Source organism: Nocardia amamiensis (assembly GCF_015477605.1).
Lineage (GTDB): Bacteria > Actinomycetota > Actinomycetes > Mycobacteriales > Mycobacteriaceae > Nocardia > Nocardia amamiensis_A.
The window spans coordinates 328,218-348,153 of record NZ_JADLQX010000004.1; the positions used below are offsets into that span (position 1 = coordinate 328,218).

22 protein-coding genes are annotated in these 19,936 nt (G+C 66.8%); 8 read left to right on the forward strand and 14 right to left on the reverse strand.

Translation table 11 applies throughout. The features are described 5' to 3' along the window. Positions 1-2 precede the first annotated feature (2 nt). The gene (locus IU459_RS08080) at positions 3-674 is read left to right on the forward strand and encodes a potassium channel family protein (RefSeq protein WP_195128830.1); all 672 of its coding nucleotides are present in this window, start codon (positions 3-5) and stop codon (positions 672-674) included. A gap of 45 nt (positions 675-719) precedes the next feature. Here IU459_RS08080 and IU459_RS08085 read toward each other — a convergent pair whose 3' ends face one another. The 3 genes from IU459_RS08085 to IU459_RS08095 form a co-directional block, all read right to left on the reverse strand. Further along, positions 720-1,346 carry a sigma-70 family RNA polymerase sigma factor gene (locus tag IU459_RS08085; protein ID WP_195128831.1) on the reverse strand — a complete coding sequence of 209 codons (627 nt, stop codon included), beginning with the start codon at positions 1,344-1,346 and terminating at the stop codon, positions 720-722. Positions 1,347-1,512: 166 nt separating this feature from the next. Next, positions 1,513-2,202 carry a DUF3159 domain-containing protein gene (locus tag IU459_RS08090; RefSeq protein WP_195128832.1) on the reverse strand — a complete coding sequence of 230 codons (690 nt, stop codon included), beginning with the start codon at positions 2,200-2,202 and terminating at the stop codon, positions 1,513-1,515. Between the two features lie 3 nt (positions 2,203-2,205). After that, positions 2,206-2,583 (reverse strand): OB-fold nucleic acid binding domain-containing protein, encoded by a 378-nt coding sequence (locus IU459_RS08095; protein WP_195128833.1) that lies wholly within the window; start codon positions 2,581-2,583, stop codon positions 2,206-2,208. A 99-nt stretch (positions 2,584-2,682) separates the two neighbouring features. Here IU459_RS08095 and IU459_RS08100 point away from each other — a divergent pair, with 99 nt between their 5' ends. After that, on the forward strand, positions 2,683-3,411 hold the full coding sequence (locus IU459_RS08100; protein WP_195128834.1) for an alpha/beta fold hydrolase: 729 nt from the start codon (positions 2,683-2,685) through the stop codon (positions 3,409-3,411). Between the two features lie 22 nt (positions 3,412-3,433). Here IU459_RS08100 and IU459_RS08105 read toward each other — a convergent pair whose 3' ends face one another. Both IU459_RS08105 and dut read right to left on the reverse strand, forming a co-directional pair. Next, positions 3,434-4,300 (reverse strand): DUF3710 domain-containing protein, encoded by an 867-nt coding sequence (locus IU459_RS08105; RefSeq protein WP_195128835.1) that lies wholly within the window; start codon positions 4,298-4,300, stop codon positions 3,434-3,436. Positions 4,301-4,305: 5 nt separating this feature from the next. Continuing rightward, complete coding sequence (gene dut / locus IU459_RS08110) at positions 4,306-4,806, reverse strand: dUTP diphosphatase (RefSeq protein WP_195128836.1); 501 nt, start codon at positions 4,804-4,806, stop codon at positions 4,306-4,308. A gap of 79 nt (positions 4,807-4,885) precedes the next feature. Here dut and IU459_RS08115 point away from each other — a divergent pair, with 79 nt between their 5' ends. Then, positions 4,886-5,371, forward strand: coding sequence for a DUF3093 domain-containing protein (locus IU459_RS08115; protein WP_195128886.1), 486 nt, complete (start codon positions 4,886-4,888; stop codon positions 5,369-5,371). A 23-nt stretch (positions 5,372-5,394) separates the two neighbouring features. Here the strand turns inward: IU459_RS08115 and IU459_RS08120 are convergent, their stop codons facing one another. Beyond that, positions 5,395-5,697 carry a DUF4193 domain-containing protein gene (locus IU459_RS08120; RefSeq protein ID WP_039799153.1) on the reverse strand — a complete coding sequence of 101 codons (303 nt, stop codon included), beginning with the start codon at positions 5,695-5,697 and terminating at the stop codon, positions 5,395-5,397. A 376-nt stretch (positions 5,698-6,073) separates the two neighbouring features. Here IU459_RS08120 and cei point away from each other — a divergent pair, with 376 nt between their 5' ends. Beyond that, positions 6,074-6,751 carry an envelope integrity protein Cei gene (cei, locus tag IU459_RS08125; protein WP_195128837.1) on the forward strand — a complete coding sequence of 226 codons (678 nt, stop codon included), beginning with the start codon at positions 6,074-6,076 and terminating at the stop codon, positions 6,749-6,751. Here the strand turns inward: cei and IU459_RS08130 are convergent, their stop codons facing one another. Then, entirely contained in the window at positions 6,752-7,654 is a 903-nt protein-coding gene (locus IU459_RS08130) for an inositol monophosphatase family protein (protein ID WP_324198791.1), read from the reverse strand. A 201-nt stretch (positions 7,655-7,855) separates the two neighbouring features. Here IU459_RS08130 and ppgK point away from each other — a divergent pair, with 201 nt between their 5' ends. The 3 genes from ppgK to IU459_RS08145 all read left to right on the forward strand — a co-directional run bounded on the left by ppgK (position 7,856) and on the right by IU459_RS08145 (position 11,187). Then, positions 7,856-8,614, forward strand: coding sequence for a polyphosphate--glucose phosphotransferase (gene ppgK / locus IU459_RS08135; RefSeq protein WP_195128839.1), 759 nt, complete (start codon positions 7,856-7,858; stop codon positions 8,612-8,614). 193 nt (positions 8,615-8,807) lie between these two features. Then, complete coding sequence (locus IU459_RS08140) at positions 8,808-10,193, forward strand: RNA polymerase sigma factor (RefSeq protein WP_195128840.1); 1,386 nt, start codon at positions 8,808-8,810, stop codon at positions 10,191-10,193. A 34-nt stretch (positions 10,194-10,227) separates the two neighbouring features. After that, entirely contained in the window at positions 10,228-11,187 is a 960-nt protein-coding gene (locus tag IU459_RS08145) for a tyrosine-type recombinase/integrase (protein ID WP_228837537.1), read from the forward strand. A gap of 69 nt (positions 11,188-11,256) precedes the next feature. On the opposite strand, the gene IU459_RS08150 is transcribed toward IU459_RS08145, so the two are convergent. The 7 genes from IU459_RS08150 to IU459_RS08180 form a co-directional block, all read right to left on the reverse strand. Then, complete coding sequence (locus tag IU459_RS08150; protein WP_195128841.1) at positions 11,257-11,775, reverse strand: hypothetical protein; 519 nt, start codon at positions 11,773-11,775, stop codon at positions 11,257-11,259. After that, positions 11,747-12,406 (reverse strand): helix-turn-helix transcriptional regulator, encoded by a 660-nt coding sequence (locus IU459_RS08155; RefSeq protein WP_195128842.1) that lies wholly within the window; start codon positions 12,404-12,406, stop codon positions 11,747-11,749. Before IU459_RS08155 ends, IU459_RS08150 begins: the two co-directional genes overlap by 29 nt. Positions 12,407-12,490: 84 nt before the next feature. Further along, a complete protein-coding gene (locus tag IU459_RS08160) occupies positions 12,491-13,294 on the reverse strand; it encodes a hypothetical protein (RefSeq protein WP_195128843.1) in 804 nt (267 codons plus the stop codon). Positions 13,295-13,417: 123 nt separating this feature from the next. Next, positions 13,418-13,633, reverse strand: coding sequence for a hypothetical protein (locus IU459_RS08165; protein WP_195128844.1), 216 nt, complete (start codon positions 13,631-13,633; stop codon positions 13,418-13,420). Between the two features lie 71 nt (positions 13,634-13,704). After that, on the reverse strand, positions 13,705-14,841 hold the full coding sequence (locus tag IU459_RS08170; protein ID WP_195128845.1) for a competence protein CoiA family protein: 1,137 nt from the start codon (positions 14,839-14,841) through the stop codon (positions 13,705-13,707). Between the two features lie 392 nt (positions 14,842-15,233). Beyond that, positions 15,234-15,947: a hypothetical protein gene (locus tag IU459_RS08175; RefSeq protein ID WP_195128846.1), complete on the reverse strand. Its 714-nt coding sequence runs from the start codon at positions 15,945-15,947 to the stop codon at positions 15,234-15,236. Between the two features lie 872 nt (positions 15,948-16,819). Beyond that, positions 16,820-17,014, reverse strand: a complete 195-nt coding sequence (locus tag IU459_RS08180; protein WP_195128847.1) for a hypothetical protein — start codon at positions 17,012-17,014, stop codon at positions 16,820-16,822. 188 nt (positions 17,015-17,202) lie between these two features. Between IU459_RS08180 and IU459_RS08185 the strand changes: the two genes are divergently transcribed. Then, the gene (locus tag IU459_RS08185) at positions 17,203-19,812 is read left to right on the forward strand and encodes a tetratricopeptide repeat protein (RefSeq protein ID WP_195128848.1); all 2,610 of its coding nucleotides are present in this window, start codon (positions 17,203-17,205) and stop codon (positions 19,810-19,812) included. Positions 19,813-19,936: the final 124 nt, after the last annotated feature.

The following is a 19,936-nucleotide window of genomic DNA, read 5'->3' on the forward strand; positions in this document are numbered from 1 at the left end:
ACATGAAAGTGGCCATCGCCGGAGCAGGCGCCGTCGGCCGATCGATCGCCAGGGAGCTCCTGCGCGCCGGGCACCGGGTGATGCTGTTGGAGCGTCAGCTCGAGCACATCGACTCCGAGGCGATCCCGGACGCGGTCTGGGTGCACGCCGACGCGTGCGAGCTGGCGCTGCTCGAGCAGGCCGGGCTGGAGACCTACGAGGTGGTCATCGCGGCCACGGGCGACGACAAGACGAACGTGGTGCACAGCCTGCTGGCCAAGACCGAGTTCGGGGTGCGCCGGGTGGTTGCCCGGGTGAACGATCCGCGCAACGAATGGCTCTTCGACGCCTCGTGGGGTGTGGACGTCGCGGTGTCAACGCCCCGGCTGCTGGCCTCGCTGGTCGAGGAAGCGGTGTCGGTCGGGGATCTGGTGCGCCTGATGACGCTGCGCCAGGGCCAGGCGAACCTGGTGGAGATGACGCTGCCCGCGGACACCGCGCTGGCGGGCAAGCCGGTGCGCGCGCTCACCCTGCCGCGCGACGCCGCCCTCGTGACGATCCTGCGCGGCGGACGAGTGATCGTGCCGCAGCCGGACGACCCGTTCGAGGGCGACGACGAACTGCTGTTCGTGACTTCGGTGGAAGCCGAGGAAGACCTCCGGCTCGAGCTCGCCAACCACGGCATCAGGCCATAACCCTCCGATACGGCCGATGCGTCCTCGGCGGAGCACCGCCGGGGATTACGCGGCCAGCTTCAGCTCCGCGCGCAGCTTGTTCAGCGCGCGGTGCTGCATAACCCGGACCACGCCCGGGCTGGTACCGATGGCCTCTGCGGTCTGCGCCGCCGACCAACCGAGCACGATGCGCATCACCAGCACCTCGCGGTGCGCCGGCGCCAGCACTTTCATCAGTTCCCTTGTGGCGCTGCGGCGTTCGGAGGCCAGCGCCCACTCCTCGGGTCCGGCGGCGGAGGACGCGGAATCCGGGACGTCGGCCACCGGGTAGGCGGGGTGCTGCTGGGAGCGGCGGAACGCGTCGGCGACCTTGTTGGCCGCGATGCCGTAGACGAACGCCAGGAACGACTTGCCCTGGTCGCGGTAGCGCGGGATGGCGTTGACGGTGGCGATGAGGATCTCCTGCACCACGTCGTCGGCGGTGACCTGCAGATGGGCGGTATTGCCCAGGCGCGCACCGCAGTAGCGCCGCACCAGCGGGTGCACGACCCGGATGATCTCGGCGACCGCTTGGCGGTCCCCCGCAGCCGCCGGACCGATCAGCTTGTCCAGCTCGGCCGATACCCGGCGGCTCTCCGAGAGAGCGGGGTTGTGGTTCTTGGGCAGCGCCGCGATGTTGTGCTCGGTAGCCACGTCCGAGTCCTTCCTTGCCGATCCAGTGCGTATTTGCGATACGCATAGATCGTCTGACGAACTCGGGACGGCAACCAGGCACCCCAGGGTGGGTTACCGCCCACCTCGGCGGTGGTAGTTCCCCCACCCCTTCGGGATTCGCCGGTCGGCGGCAGAAAGTTAACGCTCAGGCGGATCCGGCGGCGGCCGCCGTCTTGGTGGGCAGATGGCCCGCGCGGCGCACCGCCCAGATGGTGACGCCCAGCGCGACGGCCGTCAGCGGCCAGCCCATCGCGATGCGGGCGACCGCGAGCCAGCCGGTCCGGTCGGTGTCGTAGAGCTGCGACTGCACCAGGTAGCGGGCGCCGAAGACGAGGACCCAGGTGGCGGTGGCCAGGTCGTAGAGGCGCACGAGCCGGGGATCAGACCGCCAGTCGGAGCCGTGACCGTTCAGGACACCCCAGATCACGCCGACCAGCGGCCTCCGGATCAGGATCGAGCCCAGGAACACCCCGGCGTACACCAGGCTGGTGTAGATGCCGAAGAGGAAGAACCCCTTGGCCTCCCCCATCCGGTAGGCGATGAAAGCACAGACGCCGACGCCGAGGAACCCGGAGATGGCGGGCTGGACGGGACTGCGGCGCACCAAGCGCCAGACCAGGATCGCGGCGGCCACGCCGAGCGCCGCCCAGATCGCGGCGGTCAGCCCGGCGACACTGTTCACGGGGACGAACACGACAACCGGCAGTGTCGAGTAGATCAGGCCGCTGAAGCCGCCCAGTTGTTCCAGGAGGGTCTGCTCGGCACGTTCCTCGTCACGGCCGAGGCCGAGCCCGGTGCGATCGCCTGAGCCTGCGTTGTCGTCGCTCGATGGCATACGTCAGCTGTTCCCGCGCAATTCGTAGTAGGGGTTGTAGATCACTTTGCGGCCGTCCCGGTCGCCCACCCGGCCACGGACCAGGATGCGCCGCCCCGGCTCGATGCCGGGAATGCGCCTGCGCCCGATCCAGACCAAGGTGATGGCGTCGGTGCCGTCGAAGAACTCCGCCTGCACACTCGCGCCGGCGGACTTGGGACATGCTTCGACGCTTCGGAGCCTACCGAGCATGGTGGCCTCGTCACCGCGCCGACACTCCGACGCTCGGTGCGCTCCCGACGCCTCGGAAGTCTCGGCCAGCTCTTCGGCATCCAGCTGATCGATATCTTCGGTCAGCCTGCGGCCCAGACGTCGAAAATAACCTGAGGCTGCGGATGACATTGTGCACGCTCTCCTGCATAGAGCAGATGGCGTGGGTCGCACACCATCGTGGATGGTTCCAACCGCACGGCCTGCTGAGGCCGTACACCGCCACTGTAGATGGGCTGGGCGCCCCCCGCTACGCTCGGACCGGTGTTCGACTCCCCACTTCCGGCTCGCGTGGTGGCGCTGCCCGGCACCGGATCCGACGCCGATTTCGCCCGGCGCGCCTTCGGCCCCGCCAGCGCGGCGCGCGGTCTCGACTTCGTCGCGGTGGAACCGGATCCGCGCGGGGTGGTCGCGAGCTGCCGGGCCGGATTGGCGGCGGCGGCGCGGTCGGGGCCGGTCCTCGCCGCGGGGATCTCGCTGGGTGCGGCGATCGCGCTGGAGTGGGCGGCCGACCACCCGGATCATGTGGTCGGGGTCGTCGCGGCGCTGCCCGCCTGGACCGGCCCCGACACCGCGACGTGTCCGGCCGCGCTCAGCGCCGCGGCGACCGCCGCGCAGCTGCGCGCCGACGGCCTGGCGGTGGTACTCGACCGTATGCGGGCGAGCAGCCCGCAGTGGCTGGCGGAAGCGCTGACCCAATCCTGGCGTGCGCAATGGCCGCACCTACCGGCCGCGCTGGAAGAGGCCGCCGACTACAAATGGCCGGATGCCGAGCGGCTGGCCACCTTCGAGCTGCCGATCGCCGTGGTCACCGCGGTCGACGACCCGGTACATCCGGTGGCGGTGGCCGAGGAGTGGGCCGCGCTGGCCCCGCACGCACAACTGCACCGGATCACCTTGGACGAACTGGGCGCGGATCCCGCGATCCTCGGGCATACCGGAATCGGCGCCTTCGGCTGAGTTCCCGGCCGGGCCGGCCCGCTCAGTTCAGGCCGAGCTGCTGCATAGCCGACCCGTCCGCGCCGCGGCGAGGCCCCTCCGGCATGCGCGGCAGCACCGGCTGCGCCCCGGTCTGCGCCGCGGTTTGCGCGGCCATCGCCTGCTGCTGGGCTTGCACCTGCTGCTGATGGGCCGCGGCCAGTTGCTCGGCCAACTGCTGCGGCAGCACCACCGGCAGCGGGTCACGCACCGGCAGCGGATCCTCGCCGCGCCGCACCACCGTGTCGCTGAGGATGGCCCGCGCCGCCTTGACCAGCGGGCTGCCGTCGTTCGCAGCGCCGGAAGGGCCCGCGGCGACCAGACGCACCATCCAGCGGTAGCCGTCCACGCCGATGAAGCGCAGATCGGCGCCCTCGGTGAGCGCCAGCAGCTCCCGGCCCCACGGCCCGTTCTCCACCGAGACCCTGGCGCCGTCCTTGCGGAGCGAATCGGCCAGATCCGCGGCGACCAGGCGCCATTGGCCCGACGTCTTGGGCGCGGCATACGCCGCCACGGTGATCCGGCCGTGCTCGGTGGCCAAGTGCACCGCCTGTGGCTGGCCTTCCGGAGTCATCTCGACCTGCAGCTGGCCGCCGGGCGGGACGGGCAGCAGCACCGACCCGAGGTCGAGCCGCTGCTCGGACACGTCCTCCAGGAGTTCGGCGACCTCGTCGTAGTCGTACGGGCCGGGCTGGCCCCCGAGCGTGGGGGCATCGAAGTCCACGCCTTCGTACGAGCGCTCGTCCGTGGGGGCGTCGTCGTAGTAATCGTCGTCGTAGTCGGACTCGAAGTCCGCGTCGGCGTACTCGCCTGCGTCGTCGTACCGGTCGTCGGCGTACTGGTCCGACGACTTCTTTCGCTTTCCGAACATTCCCGTCATGCCTCCTTGCCGGTCGCCCGGCCCGCCCCGTTCGTGTGCGCGGTCAGGCTCGCGTGACCGCCGCTGGAGCCGTAGCCGCCCGCCCCACGGGTCGTCTCGTCGAGCGAGTCGACCTCCACGAAATCCACCAGCTCCACGCGCTGCACCAGCAATTGCGCGATCCGGTCGCCGCGCCGCAATTCGATCGGCGTGCGCGGGTCGTGATTGATCAGGCACACCTTGATCTCGCCCCGATACCCCGCATCCACCGTGCCAGGGGTGTTCACCACCGACAGGCCCGTCTTGGCCGCCAGACCCGAGCGCGGATGGATCAGGCCGACCGTGCCGGCCGGCAGCGCGACGGCGACACCGGTGCCGACCAGCACCCGCTCCCCCGGCTCCAGGATGACGTCCTGCGTGGTGCACAGATCCACGCCCGCGTCGCCCGCATGGGCACGCGTGGGCACGGGGATGCCGGGGTCCAGCCGCAGCAAGGGTATGGGTGAAAGTGCGCTCACGGTGGACGAGCCTACGCGTAGGCTGTTTGCCCTCGTGACTTAGTGTTGACTCGTGTCGGACCAGCCCAATCCCGTGACCATGGACGAGAAGAAGCAGCCCGCGCTGGGCTACCGCGAGCGCCTGTGGGTGCCGCTGTGGTGGTGGCCGGTAGCGTTCGCCATCACGGGATTGCTCGCCGCGGAGATCCATATGGGCGCGCCGGGATTGCGTGCCTGGCTGCCTTACGTAGTGCTGTTCCCGGTCCCGGTCTGGGTCCTGCTGTGGCTGAGCCGCCACCGCGTGGAAGTGGCGCCCGACGCGACCGGCACGCCGGAGCTGCGCGCCGACCGCGCGCATCTACCGGTGAATTTCGTGGCCCGCGCGGCCACCGTCGCCCCCACCGCGAAGAGTGCGGCGCTGGGCCGCCAGCTCGACCCTGCCGCCTATGTCCAGCATCGCCCCTGGATCGGGCCGATGGTCTTACTCGTGCTCGACGACCCGGACGATCCGACGCCGTACTGGCTGGTCAGTACGCGACGGCCCGAACGGGTCCTTGCCGCGCTCGGTCTTCCGAGCGCGGGCTGACACATTGTTCGATCTCGTCGAGATCAGGCGGCGCAATCCATGCAGATCATCTGGCCGCCCTTCTCACTGGCCAGCCTGCTCCGGTGATGGACCAGGAAACAGCTGGAACAGGTGAACTCGTCGGCCTGTTTCGGGATCACCCGAACCGTCAGCACTTCCTCGGACAGGTCGGCGCCGGGAAGCTCGAACGACTCCGCGGTATCGGATTCGTCGATATCCACGACGGCGGACTGTGCCTCGTTACGACGAGCCTTCAGCTCCTCCAGCGAATCCTCCGACACATCGTCGGATTCGGTGCGCCTCGGTGCGTCATAGTCGGTTGCCATGTCGTCTTCCCCTCGTCCTAACTCCGTGTATCCCGGACCGGTCCGCTCACACCTGATTCCTGCCGGAATCGGCGCAACCGATACCGCCCCGCCGGTGGTGCACGTCACACGCACACCGGTCGCCTATCAGGGCGGATCACACCGATCCACTCTCGATAGCGCTGGGTAAACGCAGGACATGCCCTTCTTGTTCCCGCGACCGACCACCGGTTTCAGCACCGCCGATTCGATCTGGGCCGCCAGACAATAGCGGACCCCAGAGCAAAAGTCGCAATCAAAACACAGCCGAGTCGAAACTGAGGGCCAATCGACACCGTCGGTGGAACGCACCGAGACCTTGCACGGCGCCCGGGACACATTTTCGTAGAGTGTGTTGGTGGTTTCACTGATCACCGAAGGCGCCGCGACGGATTCGCACGGTCGGCCGTTCCTTCGGCGCCGCCCCCAGCCCTGGCTCATCATGCTCGGCGTTCTCGCGTTGATCTGCGGGATCGTCTGGATCAAGGCACTCACGACGCAGGACGTCGACCACGCCGCGATGGCCTGCAACTCGCCGAGTCCCGCCACCGATCCCAATGCGCCGCAACCGACTCCGCTCGGCCAGCGGGTCGGCGCGGGGCGGCTGCAGGACGTGGAGCCCGCCCCGCTGGCGGCCAGCAAGGTCCGCGTGCTGAACGCCAACAACCAGCGCGGCCAAGCCGCCCACGTGGCCGCCAAGCTCGGCGATCTCGGCTTCGCGAGCGCGCCGGGGACGCAATACGGCAACGATTCGGTATACGTCAACGGCGATCTGGAGTGCACGGGCCAGATTCGCTTCGGTGTGAGCGGGCGTCCGGCCGCCGCCGCTGTGCAGTTGGTCGCGCCGTGCGCCGAGCTGATCGAGGATCAGCGCGGCGACGACACCGTCGATCTGGTGCTCGGGTCGCTGTTCCGGGATATCCGGCCGAGCAACGACGCCGAGGAGGTGCTGCGTTCGCTGAAGAATCCGGCGCCGGGCAACTCGACGGCGATCGATATCGAGCTGCTCGAGGCCGCGCGGCAGGCGCGCTGCTGATCAGCGATCGGGAATCGGCTCGGTAGCGCCGACCCGAGCCAGCAGCGCCCCGAGTTCGTCGGCGATGCCGGGCGCGGCGGCCACCACCAGGTCGCCGTTGGTACCCGGGGACGTGGCGGGCGGAAGGGTCAGCAGCGCGCCCGCCTCTTCGGCGATCAGCGCGCCCGCCCCCCAGTCCCAGGCGTTGAGGCCGTGCTCGTAGTACGCGTCCACCCGGCCCGCGGCGACGTGGCACAGATCCAGCGCCGCCGCGCCGAAGCGGCGGATGTCGCGCACGTGCGGCAGCACCTGAGCGACCAGCTCGGCCTGCCGGGTCCTCCGTCGGCTGCCGTAGGCGAATCCGGTGGCCACCAACGACATCGAGACCGACTCGACGGACGTGCAACGCAAATGCTCCACCACGCCGTCGGCGCCGACGCGCAGCGCCCCGAGCCCGAGCCCGGCACTGTAGGTGGCCGCACGCGCGACGTCGACCACGGCGCCCGCGACCGGTCGCCCACCGCGCAGCGCGGCCACCGAGACGGCGTAGCCGGGGATGCCGTAGAGAAAGTTGACCGTCCCGTCGATCGGATCCACGACCCAGTGGACGGTGTCGGCGCTCGCGTCGTCGAGACTGCCGCCGCCCTCCTCACCGAGGATCGGGTCACCCGGGCGCTGTTCGGCGAGCAGCTTTCGGATCAGCTCTTCGGTTTCGGTGTCCACGATGGTCACCGGGTCGGTCGCGTGGCTCTTGGCCTGCACGGCGCCTTCGGCGTGCGCGCCCGCGGGCCCGAACACCTCCGGACGGCGGGCACGGACATGGGCGGCGGCGGTTTCGGCGAGATCGACCGCGACACGGCGCAGATCGGCCTCGTCGCCGCGCGCGACGATCGAGACGAAGGAATCGGGGGTGTAGTCGGACACTGACAATGAGGTTTCCGGCACGCCTTCCATCGCATCACAGATCCTCGTCGAACGCCCAGCCCCGGTGTCGCATTACTCTTGTCGTGCACGACACAGCGCCGTCGTCGGGCATCCCATCGCATCGCCCTGTCATGGCGTGCTGGGTCCGGGTGAGGCGACGCTGTCACCACATCGGCCAGCACAGGGAACGAGGGGTTAGTCATGTCCGCTCGGGGGCACGCATTCGGTATCGATATCGGCGGTAGCGGCGTCAAAGGCGCTGCGGTGGATCTGGCCACCGGCGAATTGGTCCATGAGCGGATCAAGATCGCGACGCCGCATCCCGCGACGCCCCAGGCGGTGGCCGAGGCGGTGGCCGAGCTGGTCGCCAAGGCGGAGTGGGATGGACCGGTCGGTCTCACCCTGCCCGCGGTAGTGATCGGCGGCGTGGCGCGCACCGCGGCAAACATCGACAAGTCCTGGATCGGCACCGACGCGCGGGAGCTGTTCTCCGCCGCGCTCGGCGGACGTCCGGTCACCGTGCTCAACGACGCGGACGCCGCGGGCATGGCCGAGGACCGCTACGGCGCGGCCAAGGATTTCGCCGGGCTGGTCCTGCTGCTGACCTTCGGCACCGGGATCGGCTCCGCGCTGCTCTACCACGGCACGCTGGTGCCCAACACCGAGCTCGGTCACGTGGAGGTCGGCGGCAGGGAGAGCGAGCACCGCGCGGCGGCCTCGGTGAAGGAGCGCGACGGCCTGACCTACGAGCAGTGGGCCGCCGAAGTCAGCGTCGTGCTGACCACGCTGGAAAACCTCTTCTTTCCGGTCGTCATCGTCGCGGGCGGCGGCATCAGCCGGGATGCCGATCAGTGGATCCCCTTGCTGACCAACCGAACCCCGGTCATTCCCGCCGACCTGCGGAATACGGCGGGCATCGTCGGCGCCGCGATGGCGATCGACGGTGGCATCACACCCTGAGGCGCGCGGGCGCGGCGGGGATGCGGTTCCTGGCATCGTGCCATAGGTACCCTGGTTAGATCGTTACAATGGAACGTGCCCGGCTGAGCCGGAGAAACCCCGACCGGCCCTCCGCCGGTGAAACCCGACAGATCGCTCCGCCGGAACACTACTCTGGCGTGACGCCGCACGAGACCGTCACGAAAGGGCGTACGTGGTAGCCACGAATACCCGTCAGACCGCCGAATCGGCCGATGCCGACTCCGCAGATGTAACCGCAGCACGGCCGGTCCGTAAGGCTGCCGCGAAGAAGGCTCCGGCGAAGAAGGCCGCCGCCAAGAAGGCGCCTGCCAAGAAGGCCGCGAAGGCGACCAAGGCTCCGGCGAAGAAGGCCACCACCAAGAAGGCGGGACCGGACGGTGAGCCCGCCGCCGAGGAAGCCGTCGAGGACGAGTCGCTCGACCTCGACGATCTCGGCGATCTGGAGGTCTCCGACGAAGACCTCGCCGACGGTGACGATCTGGTCGACGTCGCCGACGACACCGAATCCGACACCGAGGAAGCCGAAGGCGAGGAGGCCGGGGAGCCGACCGCGGCGGAGAAGGCCTCCGGCGATTTCGTCTGGGACGAGGAGGAATCCGAGGCGCTGCGGCAAGCCCGCAAGGACGCCGAGCTCACCGCCTCGGCCGACTCGGTCCGCGCCTACCTCAAGCAGATCGGCAAGGTCGCGCTGCTCAACGCCGAGGAGGAGGTCGAGCTCGCCAAGCGGATCGAGGCCGGTCTCTACGCGGCGGAGAAGGTGCGCGAGTTCGCCGAACAAGGCGAGAAGCTGCCGGTCGCGATGCGGCGCGACTACAACTGGATCGTCCGCGACGGCAACCGGGCCAAGAACCACCTGCTCGAGGCCAACCTGCGCCTGGTCGTGTCGCTGGCCAAGCGTTACACCGGCCGGGGTATGGCGTTCCTGGACCTGATCCAGGAGGGCAACCTGGGTCTGATCCGCGCGGTGGAGAAGTTCGACTACACCAAGGGCTACAAGTTCTCCACGTACGCCACCTGGTGGATCCGGCAGGCCATCACGCGCGCCATGGCCGACCAGGCCCGCACCATCCGCATCCCGGTGCACATGGTCGAGGTCATCAACAAGCTCGGCCGCATCCAGCGCGAGCTGCTCCAGGACCTCGGCCGCGAGCCGACGCCGGAGGAGCTGGCCAAGGAAATGGACATCACGCCGGAGAAGGTGCTGGAGATCCAGCAGTACGCGCGTGAGCCCATCTCGCTGGACCAGACCATCGGCGACGAGGGCGACAGCCAGCTCGGCGACTTCATCGAGGACTCCGAGGCGGTCGTCGCGGTGGACGCGGTGAGCTTCACGCTGCTGCAGGACCAGCTGCAATCCGTGCTGGAGACCCTGTCGGAGCGTGAGGCGGGCGTCGTCCGGCTGCGCTTCGGCCTCACCGACGGCCAGCCGCGCACTCTCGACGAGATCGGCCAGGTCTACGGGGTCACCCGCGAGCGCATCCGCCAGATCGAGTCGAAGACGATGAGCAAGCTGCGCCACCCCAGCCGGTCCCAGGTGCTCCGCGACTACCTGGACTGAGCACACTTCTGGATTGAGCCGCTGAGCTGCGGTTTTGCGGCTCAATCCAGAAATACTCGACAAGCACAACGCTCCTAGTCAAGATATTGGGATGGGAGCCAACCGTGACCTCGATATCGAGTTCCTGCTGCCGTCGTGGGAGCTGGCGTTGCGCGCCGAGCGCAAGTCGCGGGAAACCGTGAAGTCCTACGGCGACGGCGTCCGGGCGTTTCTCCGCTGGTGCGAGGAGACCCAGACTCCCCCGGCTCTCACCCGTGGGCTCGTCAACGCCTTCGTCGCGGCGATCCTTGAGGCCGGCCGCGAGGCGTCGACCGCTCGCTCCAGACAACTCGCGCTCCGCCGGTTCTCCGCCTGGCTGGTGGAGGAAGGCGAAATCGATGCCGATCCATTACTCGGCCTCAAAGCTCCGAAGCTGGATTCCAAAGTCGTCCCCTCGCTGACCGACGAGCAACTGAAGCGACTCATCAAGGCATGCCAGGGGAAGGACTTCCGCGACCGGCGCGACGAAGCCATCATCCGACTCATGAGCGAGACAGCGATGCGCGCTGGCGAGTGCGTCAGCCTCGAACTCGCCGACATGGACGTGCAACGCGGACTCGCCACCGTTCGTCGTGGCAAGGGCGGCAAGGGCCGGTACGTCCCGTTCGGCCCACAGACCGGCCGAGCCATCGACAGATACCTTCGTGCCCGGCGCGGACACCTCCTCCAGGACCGGCCGCAACTATGGCTGGGCGAGCGCGGCAAGGGCTTCACTTACGATGCCCTACACGACACGCTGAGCTACCGGGCGCGCCTGGCCGACCTCCCAAGCTTTCACCCCCATCTTCTCCGGCACACGGGCGCGTCACGGTGGCTAGAGGCTGGCGGCTCGGAAGGCGGCCTGATGGCCGTCGCCGGATGGAGCAAGCGCGACATGATCGACCGATACACCAAGTCCACGGCCGCGGCCCGCGCAGCAGTCGAGGCCCGAACTCTCAATCTCGGCGATCTCTAGTCCCTACTTCACTGCTTCGATTCCTGCCGGAGGACTAGCTGTAGCGATCTTGACGGGCTTCAGTGTGCGTCAGAGCCTTTCGGTCTCCCGCGCCGACGTCTGCGTCGTGGCTTCCACACGCAAACCCGGCCTGCGCATATACGGCAAGGTGAGAGGCGGCAGCCCGACCTCGGCTGTCAGCCTTTGTATGGCTGCGCGGGCATACGGATGGATCATGAAGATCGTATTTTCTACAAAGAGACGGTCGACCTCGGAAGGATCTGGGTCATCACCATCGACCTCCAACACTGCAACGTGCGTGACGTGGATCTCCGCGAACTTGACGTCTTCCCCTGGCGATTGGTCCTCGGCAGCAGCAGGCCGGGCGAAGTCGACATTGTGAGTCACACGGATGAGCAGCTCGCCCCGGCGGAACGTGTACTGCGGCTCACTGATGCTGAGCGAGACGTTGGCTTCATCTGGCAGCTCGACGGCGTGGACTTCGGCCGCGAGCCGAACTGCAAGTACATCGCGTATCTCGGTACGGGCCACCAGCGGCTTGCGTGGAACGTCCACGGAGTCAGGCACCGACGACCTCGTCTTGCTCACTCATAGCTCCTTGCAGCTTCTTGACGAACTCATGGACCTGCGGCAGAGGCATCCGAGACGCACGGGTATGGAGCTCTAGGTTTCGCAGTGCCGTGATCCCTGTCCAGGAGACTTGGATGGCATGCCACTCCTGAGTCGCGTAGTCCGGCACTTTCTGGAGGCATGCCTCGATATGTGCGACTGTCGACTCATCTGGCCAGTCGACGTCGACAGGAAACTTGTAGTTCGCCGCCAGCCAACGCGCCACTTCGGGCCATAGCCAGATCTTCGATGTCCGCGAATCCTCACCTACCGCCCCAAAGGGTGCCGGAAAGGAACGTTCGGTCGAGCCGCTCGCCCATTTACGGACCGTCTCGCGCGAGAAACCTGTTCGATGTGCGATGTCGCTAGCAGACACAAGGTCGCGATGAACACGTACTACCCGGGCCTGCCGGATGCGGCACGTCAGCAGCCTCGCGAACCGGAGTACCTCGCTCGTAATGTCGTCGGACTCTGGGTACACCGTCGCAGTCTGGACACCGTCAACCGTCGCCCAGAGCGCCAAAGCCAGATCGGAGGCCGCGATCGCTTCAAGTGTGGCCTCCTGCGTCAGGTCAACGCCCTCGACCTGCAAACGCACAGATACGGACATGCAGTGTCACTCCTCCCTGCAGTCGATCCATCTGGTTGACAATCGCCAACTCCACTCAATCATTACACGTCCAGATGGACACCCCTACCCGTTTAGGGCCTTTCGCACATCACGAATCCGCTCGGCTAGTTCCGAGCACTTCTTGGTGCGCTCCTTGACCTCGCGAGCAAGTGTCGGCCCCTTAGCCAGTTCTCTTCGCGCAACGCCGACATGCTGAGCAGCCGAGTCAATCACTGCCGTCGGTGTCGCCGGCGCACCGAGACCAGCCTGCGCTAGCGCGTCATCGATCACCGCAGTTCGCATCTCGATCTCATCGACCAGACGACTAAACTCATCCCAGACCGCACCGCCGGTCATCAAGGCATCCACGTCTTCTAGCACTGCTACAGCTGCCGCAGCCTTGTCTCTGGCGCACATCGCCTCCGCGACGATGATCAAGTTCTCGGCTTTTGCAAGCCGGTCGTCGACCGCCGCCAGCAGATCAGGGGTTGAAGATCCGTGCACACAGCGATCGACCACCTTACGTGCAGTCAGTGCGACGCTCTCAGCCCCCTTGCCCGTAGAGAAGATCTTTATCTCACACTTGCCCTGTTCGCACCTGAGGGTGCCGAATGCGTGACCCGAATGCACCTGCAACCGCCAACCGCGCGCCCGCGCGTAGACGAGCGTCTCTTGCCAGCGTGGATGGGTGTGTCTCTGCCACTCATCCTCTGGGCCTAACTCCAATGCGGTCTCCCTGCGCTGGGTATGCACTCCTCGCCACCAAGTGTGGCAAACATCACCAATCTGGCCGATCTTCGGATGAGGTTTGCCCTGGCACAGGATATCTCGTGTGGTCGACGAGCAAATCATCCATGCGCATGGTCGATCGAACATCAAGTCGCGCACGCCGACTCCGACCGCGGTCGACAGACGCTCAAGAGCCACACGTCCGGCTAGCGCCATCATTCGGAACGGTTATCAGCGTTACGCTAAGCCGCCGCACGATGGTTGAGCATGGCCATGCCTTCGTCAGTATCGTCGAGGCGATGTCTTCGGCCACTCGGCAAACCGGCTTTCGTTGCCTGGCATGGGTGCGAAGAATCCGCGGCTTTCGCCGTAGAAGTCGTAGAGGCACTCCAGGCAGACGACCGTGTTGGAGTAGCCGGGGTTGAAGATGAACCCCGCCTTCTCGGATACTTCGCGGCTGCATTCGATGCATGTATCGCGGTAGATGTTGCGCTGCATTGGGTTCCTCCCTAGAGGTCCGCGGGCATGAGGAGTCATGCTCGCCGTCGATGCCTAGGCATCAAGAAGGGTCAGGTCAGCCAGGCGACCAAGGCGAGGACGACGCAGACGGCGAGAAGCACCTTGAGCAAGAGTGTTCTCGTCGCCAGCGACTGTGTGGTGACCTTGAGCCGTCGTTCGAGGTTTGAGGCCCGTTCGTCGGCATCTTGGCGCTGCTGCCGCTGTGTGTCGTGCTGCTGCTTGGCTTGGGTGATCTCGGCGTTGGCCGTATTGAGGTCCGCGGTGAGTGCGGTGTGCTGGGATCGCGCAACGGCAAGTGCTTGTTTCTGATCGTCGATCGTGCTGGTGGCGGAGTCGATCTGGTCTCGGGCCTCCCGGAGTTGGCGGGCCTGTTCGGTGATCGTGCGTTGGGACTCGGTGTGTGCTTCCTGCGCTGTGGCCAGTCGGCGGCCGAGGCCGTTGATGATGTCGGCTTGGCGTTTGGTGTGCTGTTCCCAGTCGGTCACGGTGGCCCATCCTGCTTTGGTGTGGTCGCGGTATGCCCAGGCCAGTTCGCCGTTCACCCATCGACGCAGGACGGCGCGCATGGAGGTTTCCTGCACGCGCAGACCGATGTTCGGGCGCATCTCCAGCCAGCCTGTGTGGGCGCGGTAGTCGCTGTCGTGGGGATCGAAGTCCTTGACGCCCAGCGCGGGCAGCTGTTCGACCCAGTTGCATCCGCGCGCCAGCCACAGGATGTGATCGGCGCCGGCGGAGCGCATATCCTCGGTCCGGGCGCGTGCGCCGGCTACATCGAGGGGTGACCATTGCACTTCGACGGCGAAGCCGCGGCCCTGGAAGTGTCCGAATACGTCGGGGCGTCGATTCCCCAGCGGGGTCTCGACCTCGGCGTCGGCGACATCGAGGTTGCGGAGTTCGTCGCGGACCCAGTACTTCAGCCGCTGGTGCAGGAACGTCTCCCGCGCGGTCTTCGCAGCCGCCGCGCTGCGGGTGGCGGCTTGGCCCTTGTTGTGACGGACGAACGGATTGTGGGCTCGCGAGCGGTAGACGATCACCGGGTATCGGCAGACCAGGCACCGAAGCCCTGGCGTGCCGTGCCAGGTATCGAACTTCTCCGGAATCCGGATGTCAATGAACTCGTTGTAGCGGCCCAACGCGGCGTTCATCTCCACCGCAGTGCATTCCACACCGCCGTATGCATCGCTCATGGTTCCACCCCAACCGCACGCTCCTAACCCAATTACGGTAACGGCGGCCACCGACAGTCGGCGCGGTTTTGAGGCATACGCATCAACCCCGCAGTATGGCGTTGATGCTTGTGCCTCAACGGAATTGACGCCTATGCATCAATCCTCGTTCGCCGTGGCGGTAACAGGCCGCTCGCGGGCACCGCGCAGGATTGGTCCGGCGTCGATGGTGCGCTGTGGGGAAGTCCTCGCGGGTGGCCCAGTGATTGCGCACGCTGAGCGGGCTCAAATCGTGCCGCGTTGCCCATTCCGCGAGCGTGACCAACGTTCCCATGTACCTATTGTTGCCGCGCGAGCGTGCGATGCCGCGGCGGCGTACCCACCTATTCATGGCGGCCCGCAACCTCGCCTGCCTACCCATGACCGGCCTCGCTGGCGGTGGACAGGTCGACGTGGAACGGGTCCTGGCAGACACCGCAGAGAATCGGACCGGCGTCGATGGTGCGTTTGAACGCGCGCACCCGCCGCGGCGGGTCACAGCGGCAGACCAACGCGCACCCACCGCGTGGCGCTCGCTGCTCGCCGGTGTCCTTCCCGGTGTCGTCTTCGTTCTCGTCGGCGGCGTCAGCACCGGTGGTCTGCCCCGTCTCGTGGAGACGGTGCGCGACCAATGCCGCAGCCAGAGTGGGGAGTTCGCCCCGGTACGCGTCGCTGATGGCCTTCGCAAGGGTGGTGGTAGCCCACCCGCGTCCTGGTGCGCGTTCCACCGTGAGGCCGATCTCCTCGGCGATCTCCTTGTAGCGGCCGTTGTGGTAGGCACCCGCGCGGCTGGTGTCCTTGACCGCCCGTGTGCGGGCGATCCCGTGCGCGGCGTAGTGCAAGACCGTGCCGAGCACCTCCTCCGCGCTGGCGGCGAAGCCTTCACAGCCGACGAACAGCTCGGGCATCAACTCGGTCCCGTGTTCCCACCGGTCCGGCCCGAACCGCCCCAGCCTCACACCACCGCTCCGGCCGGTGGAACCAGCGGCCATCGTCACGACCACATCGGGGGTGTCGGGGTGGCGGGCCTGAATTGCCGCCCACACCGTTTCAAGGGCATCCATCAACGGGCTGCCGATCTTCTTCAACGCAGACGCCTCCCTCCCGGATTCCTCACACCGAGCGGGTTGACCATGCCCGGTCGAGGGGGTTGATTCGTTCGCATCAACGCTAGGGGCCGCCCCCGGCCGAAAACCCATGCTGCACGCGGCATATCCGCAGTTCAAACCATGCGGAGCGGCGATGACGTGCGGTGGTTCCGTGGGAGAAGTTGACGCTGGCGACCATGTTCCCTGCCCGACAACATCTCTCGTTTGATGCGAACGCATCAATACCGTGCGATGCCCGGCCGAACCCTCCTCTTGTGGTCCCTCCCCGCCCAGCGACGTGCTGGACGCGCGCTACACAAACCCGCCCCTCGCGGAACTCGTGTGCCCTCGACCGCCGCCCACGCTCTCGACTCCTGCACAGCACCGAGTGCGCCCTTGCGCGCGAACACGCCGCCTTGGTGGCGCAGCTCTAGACGTAACTTCCGCACCTGACGTAACCACCCTCCCAACCCCTCTTTTGTGGTCCTCCCTTCCTTGTGGTCTCCCCTCCTTTTCTGGTCCTTCTCTGCTTTTGTGTTTTGTGTTGTCTCCTGCCCTGCCCGGCCGACACTCTCTATGAACAGCGAAGCCATAGAGAGTGTCGGCCGGGCAGGGCAGGAGACGGCGCAAAACACCCCAGGTCAAACGCCAGTTTGGCCTGGGCATGCCGGGACTATGCCGGGACTTGAAAATCCCGGCACCCTCCCGGCATAGTCCCGGCACTATCCCGGCATAGTCCCGGCACCTACAGTCCTCGGGCAGCTGCAGAGTGGTCCGCATTCGCGCATGCTTCCCAGCGCCTGGGCACGTTCTGTCGTTTTGCGTTCGATGTCGAAATCGGGTGTACACGGGATGCGCGATGCGCGCGCTGTTCAGAGAGCTCCGAGGTAGGCCATCACCACCAACCCGAAGGCCGTGGTGCCGGTGAAGCCGATGCCGCCGTCGCGGATCGCGTCGGTGATGTGGCCGCCCCCGAAATGCGTGAGCAGGGCGTTGACGATGCCGCTGATGATGCCGAGCAACAGAGCGATGGCGATCAGCAAGGTCTTACGCAGGGTGGGATGCATGGCTGCGGTTCTCCTGGACTGGTTTCGAACTGGGTCGAGTTCCAGCACAGCCCGCATGGTGGTGTTCCGGCGAACCCCGCAAATCGCTAGAGTGCATGAATGCGCATGTCAGGGGCGGGTTTTCGGCTGATCACCTTTTCGCGAGTCGTGTCGAGCCGTCGCGACTCGCGCTGCTTCGGGCGGCGGTGATGGCCGAGCGGGGTGCGCGGGATGAGTTTTTCACCGCTCTGGACGCGGCGCGGGCGGTGGCGCGATCACCGTCGACGAAGCGGCCGCTGTCGGTGAAGGCGATCGCCAGGGAGACCGAGGTACCGGAATCGACGTTACGTAGCTGGTTTCCCACCAATCCTGCCGTGCAACGCACGGTGCCGCGCGACGACGACCAGCTGATCACGGTGGTGGAGTTCTTCCTGCGCCGCACCGGTCGCCTGGCCGAACGCGCGCACCTGGACCGTCGCACCCAGGAGGACTGGCTGGCTCGCCGCGACGCCGCTGCGGACGAACCCCCCAATCCCGGGACCTCTGCTGCAGCGAACACTCGGATGCCGGGATGGGTAGGGCTGGTAGAGCAACTCGATGCAGGAGATCTTCCCCGCGTGGAGGCATTGACCCCGTACCGACTGGGGGCGACACCGAACCGGTTCAGCGAACCCGAAGATGGCGATGACGGTTTCGGCGCACTCGATGAGTACGTCGCGCGCACTGCTGGCAATGTGGATGCGCGGGTCGCCACCGCCTTGGTCGAGCAACGGATCGTGGTCATCACCGGACCGTCAAAGGCCGGCAAGACCAGAACCCTGTTCGAAGCAGCACGCCGCGCGCTGCCGCACGCCCGCGTACTGGTTCCCCACCCGGACACACTGCACCACATCCCCGAACATCCCCGGTTCACCACCAGCACGGAGGTGATCGTGGTCTGGCTGGATAACTTGCAGGATTTCCTCACAACCGAGCACCCCCTTACCCCCGCCCTGCTCGCCCACCTGAACGACCGCCCCGCCCGCACCGTGGTCGCCGCGACCCTTCGCAGCGAAGCCCTCGCCCGCCTCCACGACGACAACGGCGGTGAACTGACTCGCGACACCCGGGCCGTCCTCGACCAGTCCTGCCGCATCGAACTGGCATCGACCAGCGAAGACCCCGCCGAGCAAGCCAAGGCGGCGGCTGCCTACCCATCCCTTCCCCTCGGCCGACACGGGCTTGCCGAGGTCCTGGCTGGCGCTCCGGAACTTCTGCGTCGCTACGACGCCGCCCGCATCCTCGAACCCGTCCTCCGCACAGTCATCGAAGTCGCCATCGACTGGAGCCGCATCGGGCACCCCGATCCCATCCCCGAAACTGTCCTCACCGAACTCGCGCTGGCCCGTATCGATGGACAACGCGCCGACCTCGACATCACCGACGCTGATGTGAAAGCCGCAATCCAGACCGCCTGCACCCCAACCGAACAGGTAGGAAGAGTCGCAGCGTTGCAGTCCAACCGCACCCCGGATCGCTCCCGCACCTTCAAAGCATTCGATTACCTCATCGCCGCCGACGACGGGCAAAACCACCCACACCGCCCCATCCCTACCGATTTCTGGCACACCACCACCCACCAGGCACAACCCCACACCTTGAGAAGGGTCGCCTACCAGGCATACCTCCGCGGACAACTGGACATCGCCGAAACGATGTGGCGCCGAACCGCCACCAACAACCCGCTCGCCATGACCAACCTCGGCCACCTACTGGAGAGGCGGGGTGATCTCGCCGGCGCCGAAACCTGGTACCGCCGCGCCACAGACGCCGAGTTCGCATTCGCCATGGTCATGCTTGGCCACCTACTGGACGATCGCGGTGATCTCGCCGAAGCCGAAACCTGGTACCGCCGCGCCGTCGACGCCGACCCCGATGAGGCATACGCCAAGCGCAGCCTCGGTGACCTGTTCCAGGCGCGGGGTGATCTCACCGAAGCCGAAACCTGGTACCGCCGCGCCGTCGACACCGACCCCGATGACGCATACGCCAAGCGCAGCCTCGGTGACCTGTTCCAGGCGCGGGGTGATCTCACCGAAGCCGAAACCTGGTACCACCGCGCCCTCGAGACCAACCCCGACTACGCGTATGTCATGGACAGGCTCGGTGACCTGTTCCAGGCGCGGGGTGATCTCACCGAAGCCGAAACCTGGTACCGCCGCGCCGTCGACGCCGATTACAAATACGCCATGGTCAGCCTCGGCTACCTACTGGAGAGTCGGGGTGATCTCACCGAAGCCGAAACCTGGTACCGCCGCGCCGCCGACACCGACTACGAATACGCCATGGTCAAACTCGGTGAACTGTTCGAGGCGCAGGGTGATCTCACCGAAGCCGAAATTTGGTACCGCCGGGCCGCCGACACCGTCCCCGATGGGGCATACGCCATGGTCAAACTCGGTGACCTGCTCCAGGCGCAGGGTGATCTCACCGAAGCCGAAACCTGGTACCGCCGCGCCGCCGACACCGACCCCGATGAGGCATACGCCAAGCGCAGCCTCGGTGACCTGTTCCAGGCGCGGGGTGATCTCACCGAAGCCGAAACCTGGTACCACCGCGCCCTCGACACCGATCCCGACTACGCGTACGCCATGGTCAAACTCGGTGACCTGCTCAAGGCGCGGGGTGATCTCACCGAAGCCGAAACCTGGTACCGCCGCGCCGCCGACACCGACTACGCGTACGCCATGGTCAAACTCGGTGACCTGCTCCAGGCGCAGGGTGATCTCACCGAAGCCGAAACCTGGTACCGCCGCGCCGCCGACACCGACCCCGATTGAGGTTCACCCCGAATGGTGGACAGGGTTTCAAGCAGCCTTGGCTGCGTCTGTCAGGGATTGCTCGTAGCGTATGGGGCTGAGCATCCCGAGGGCGGAGTGCCGCCGATCATGGTTGTATCTGTGG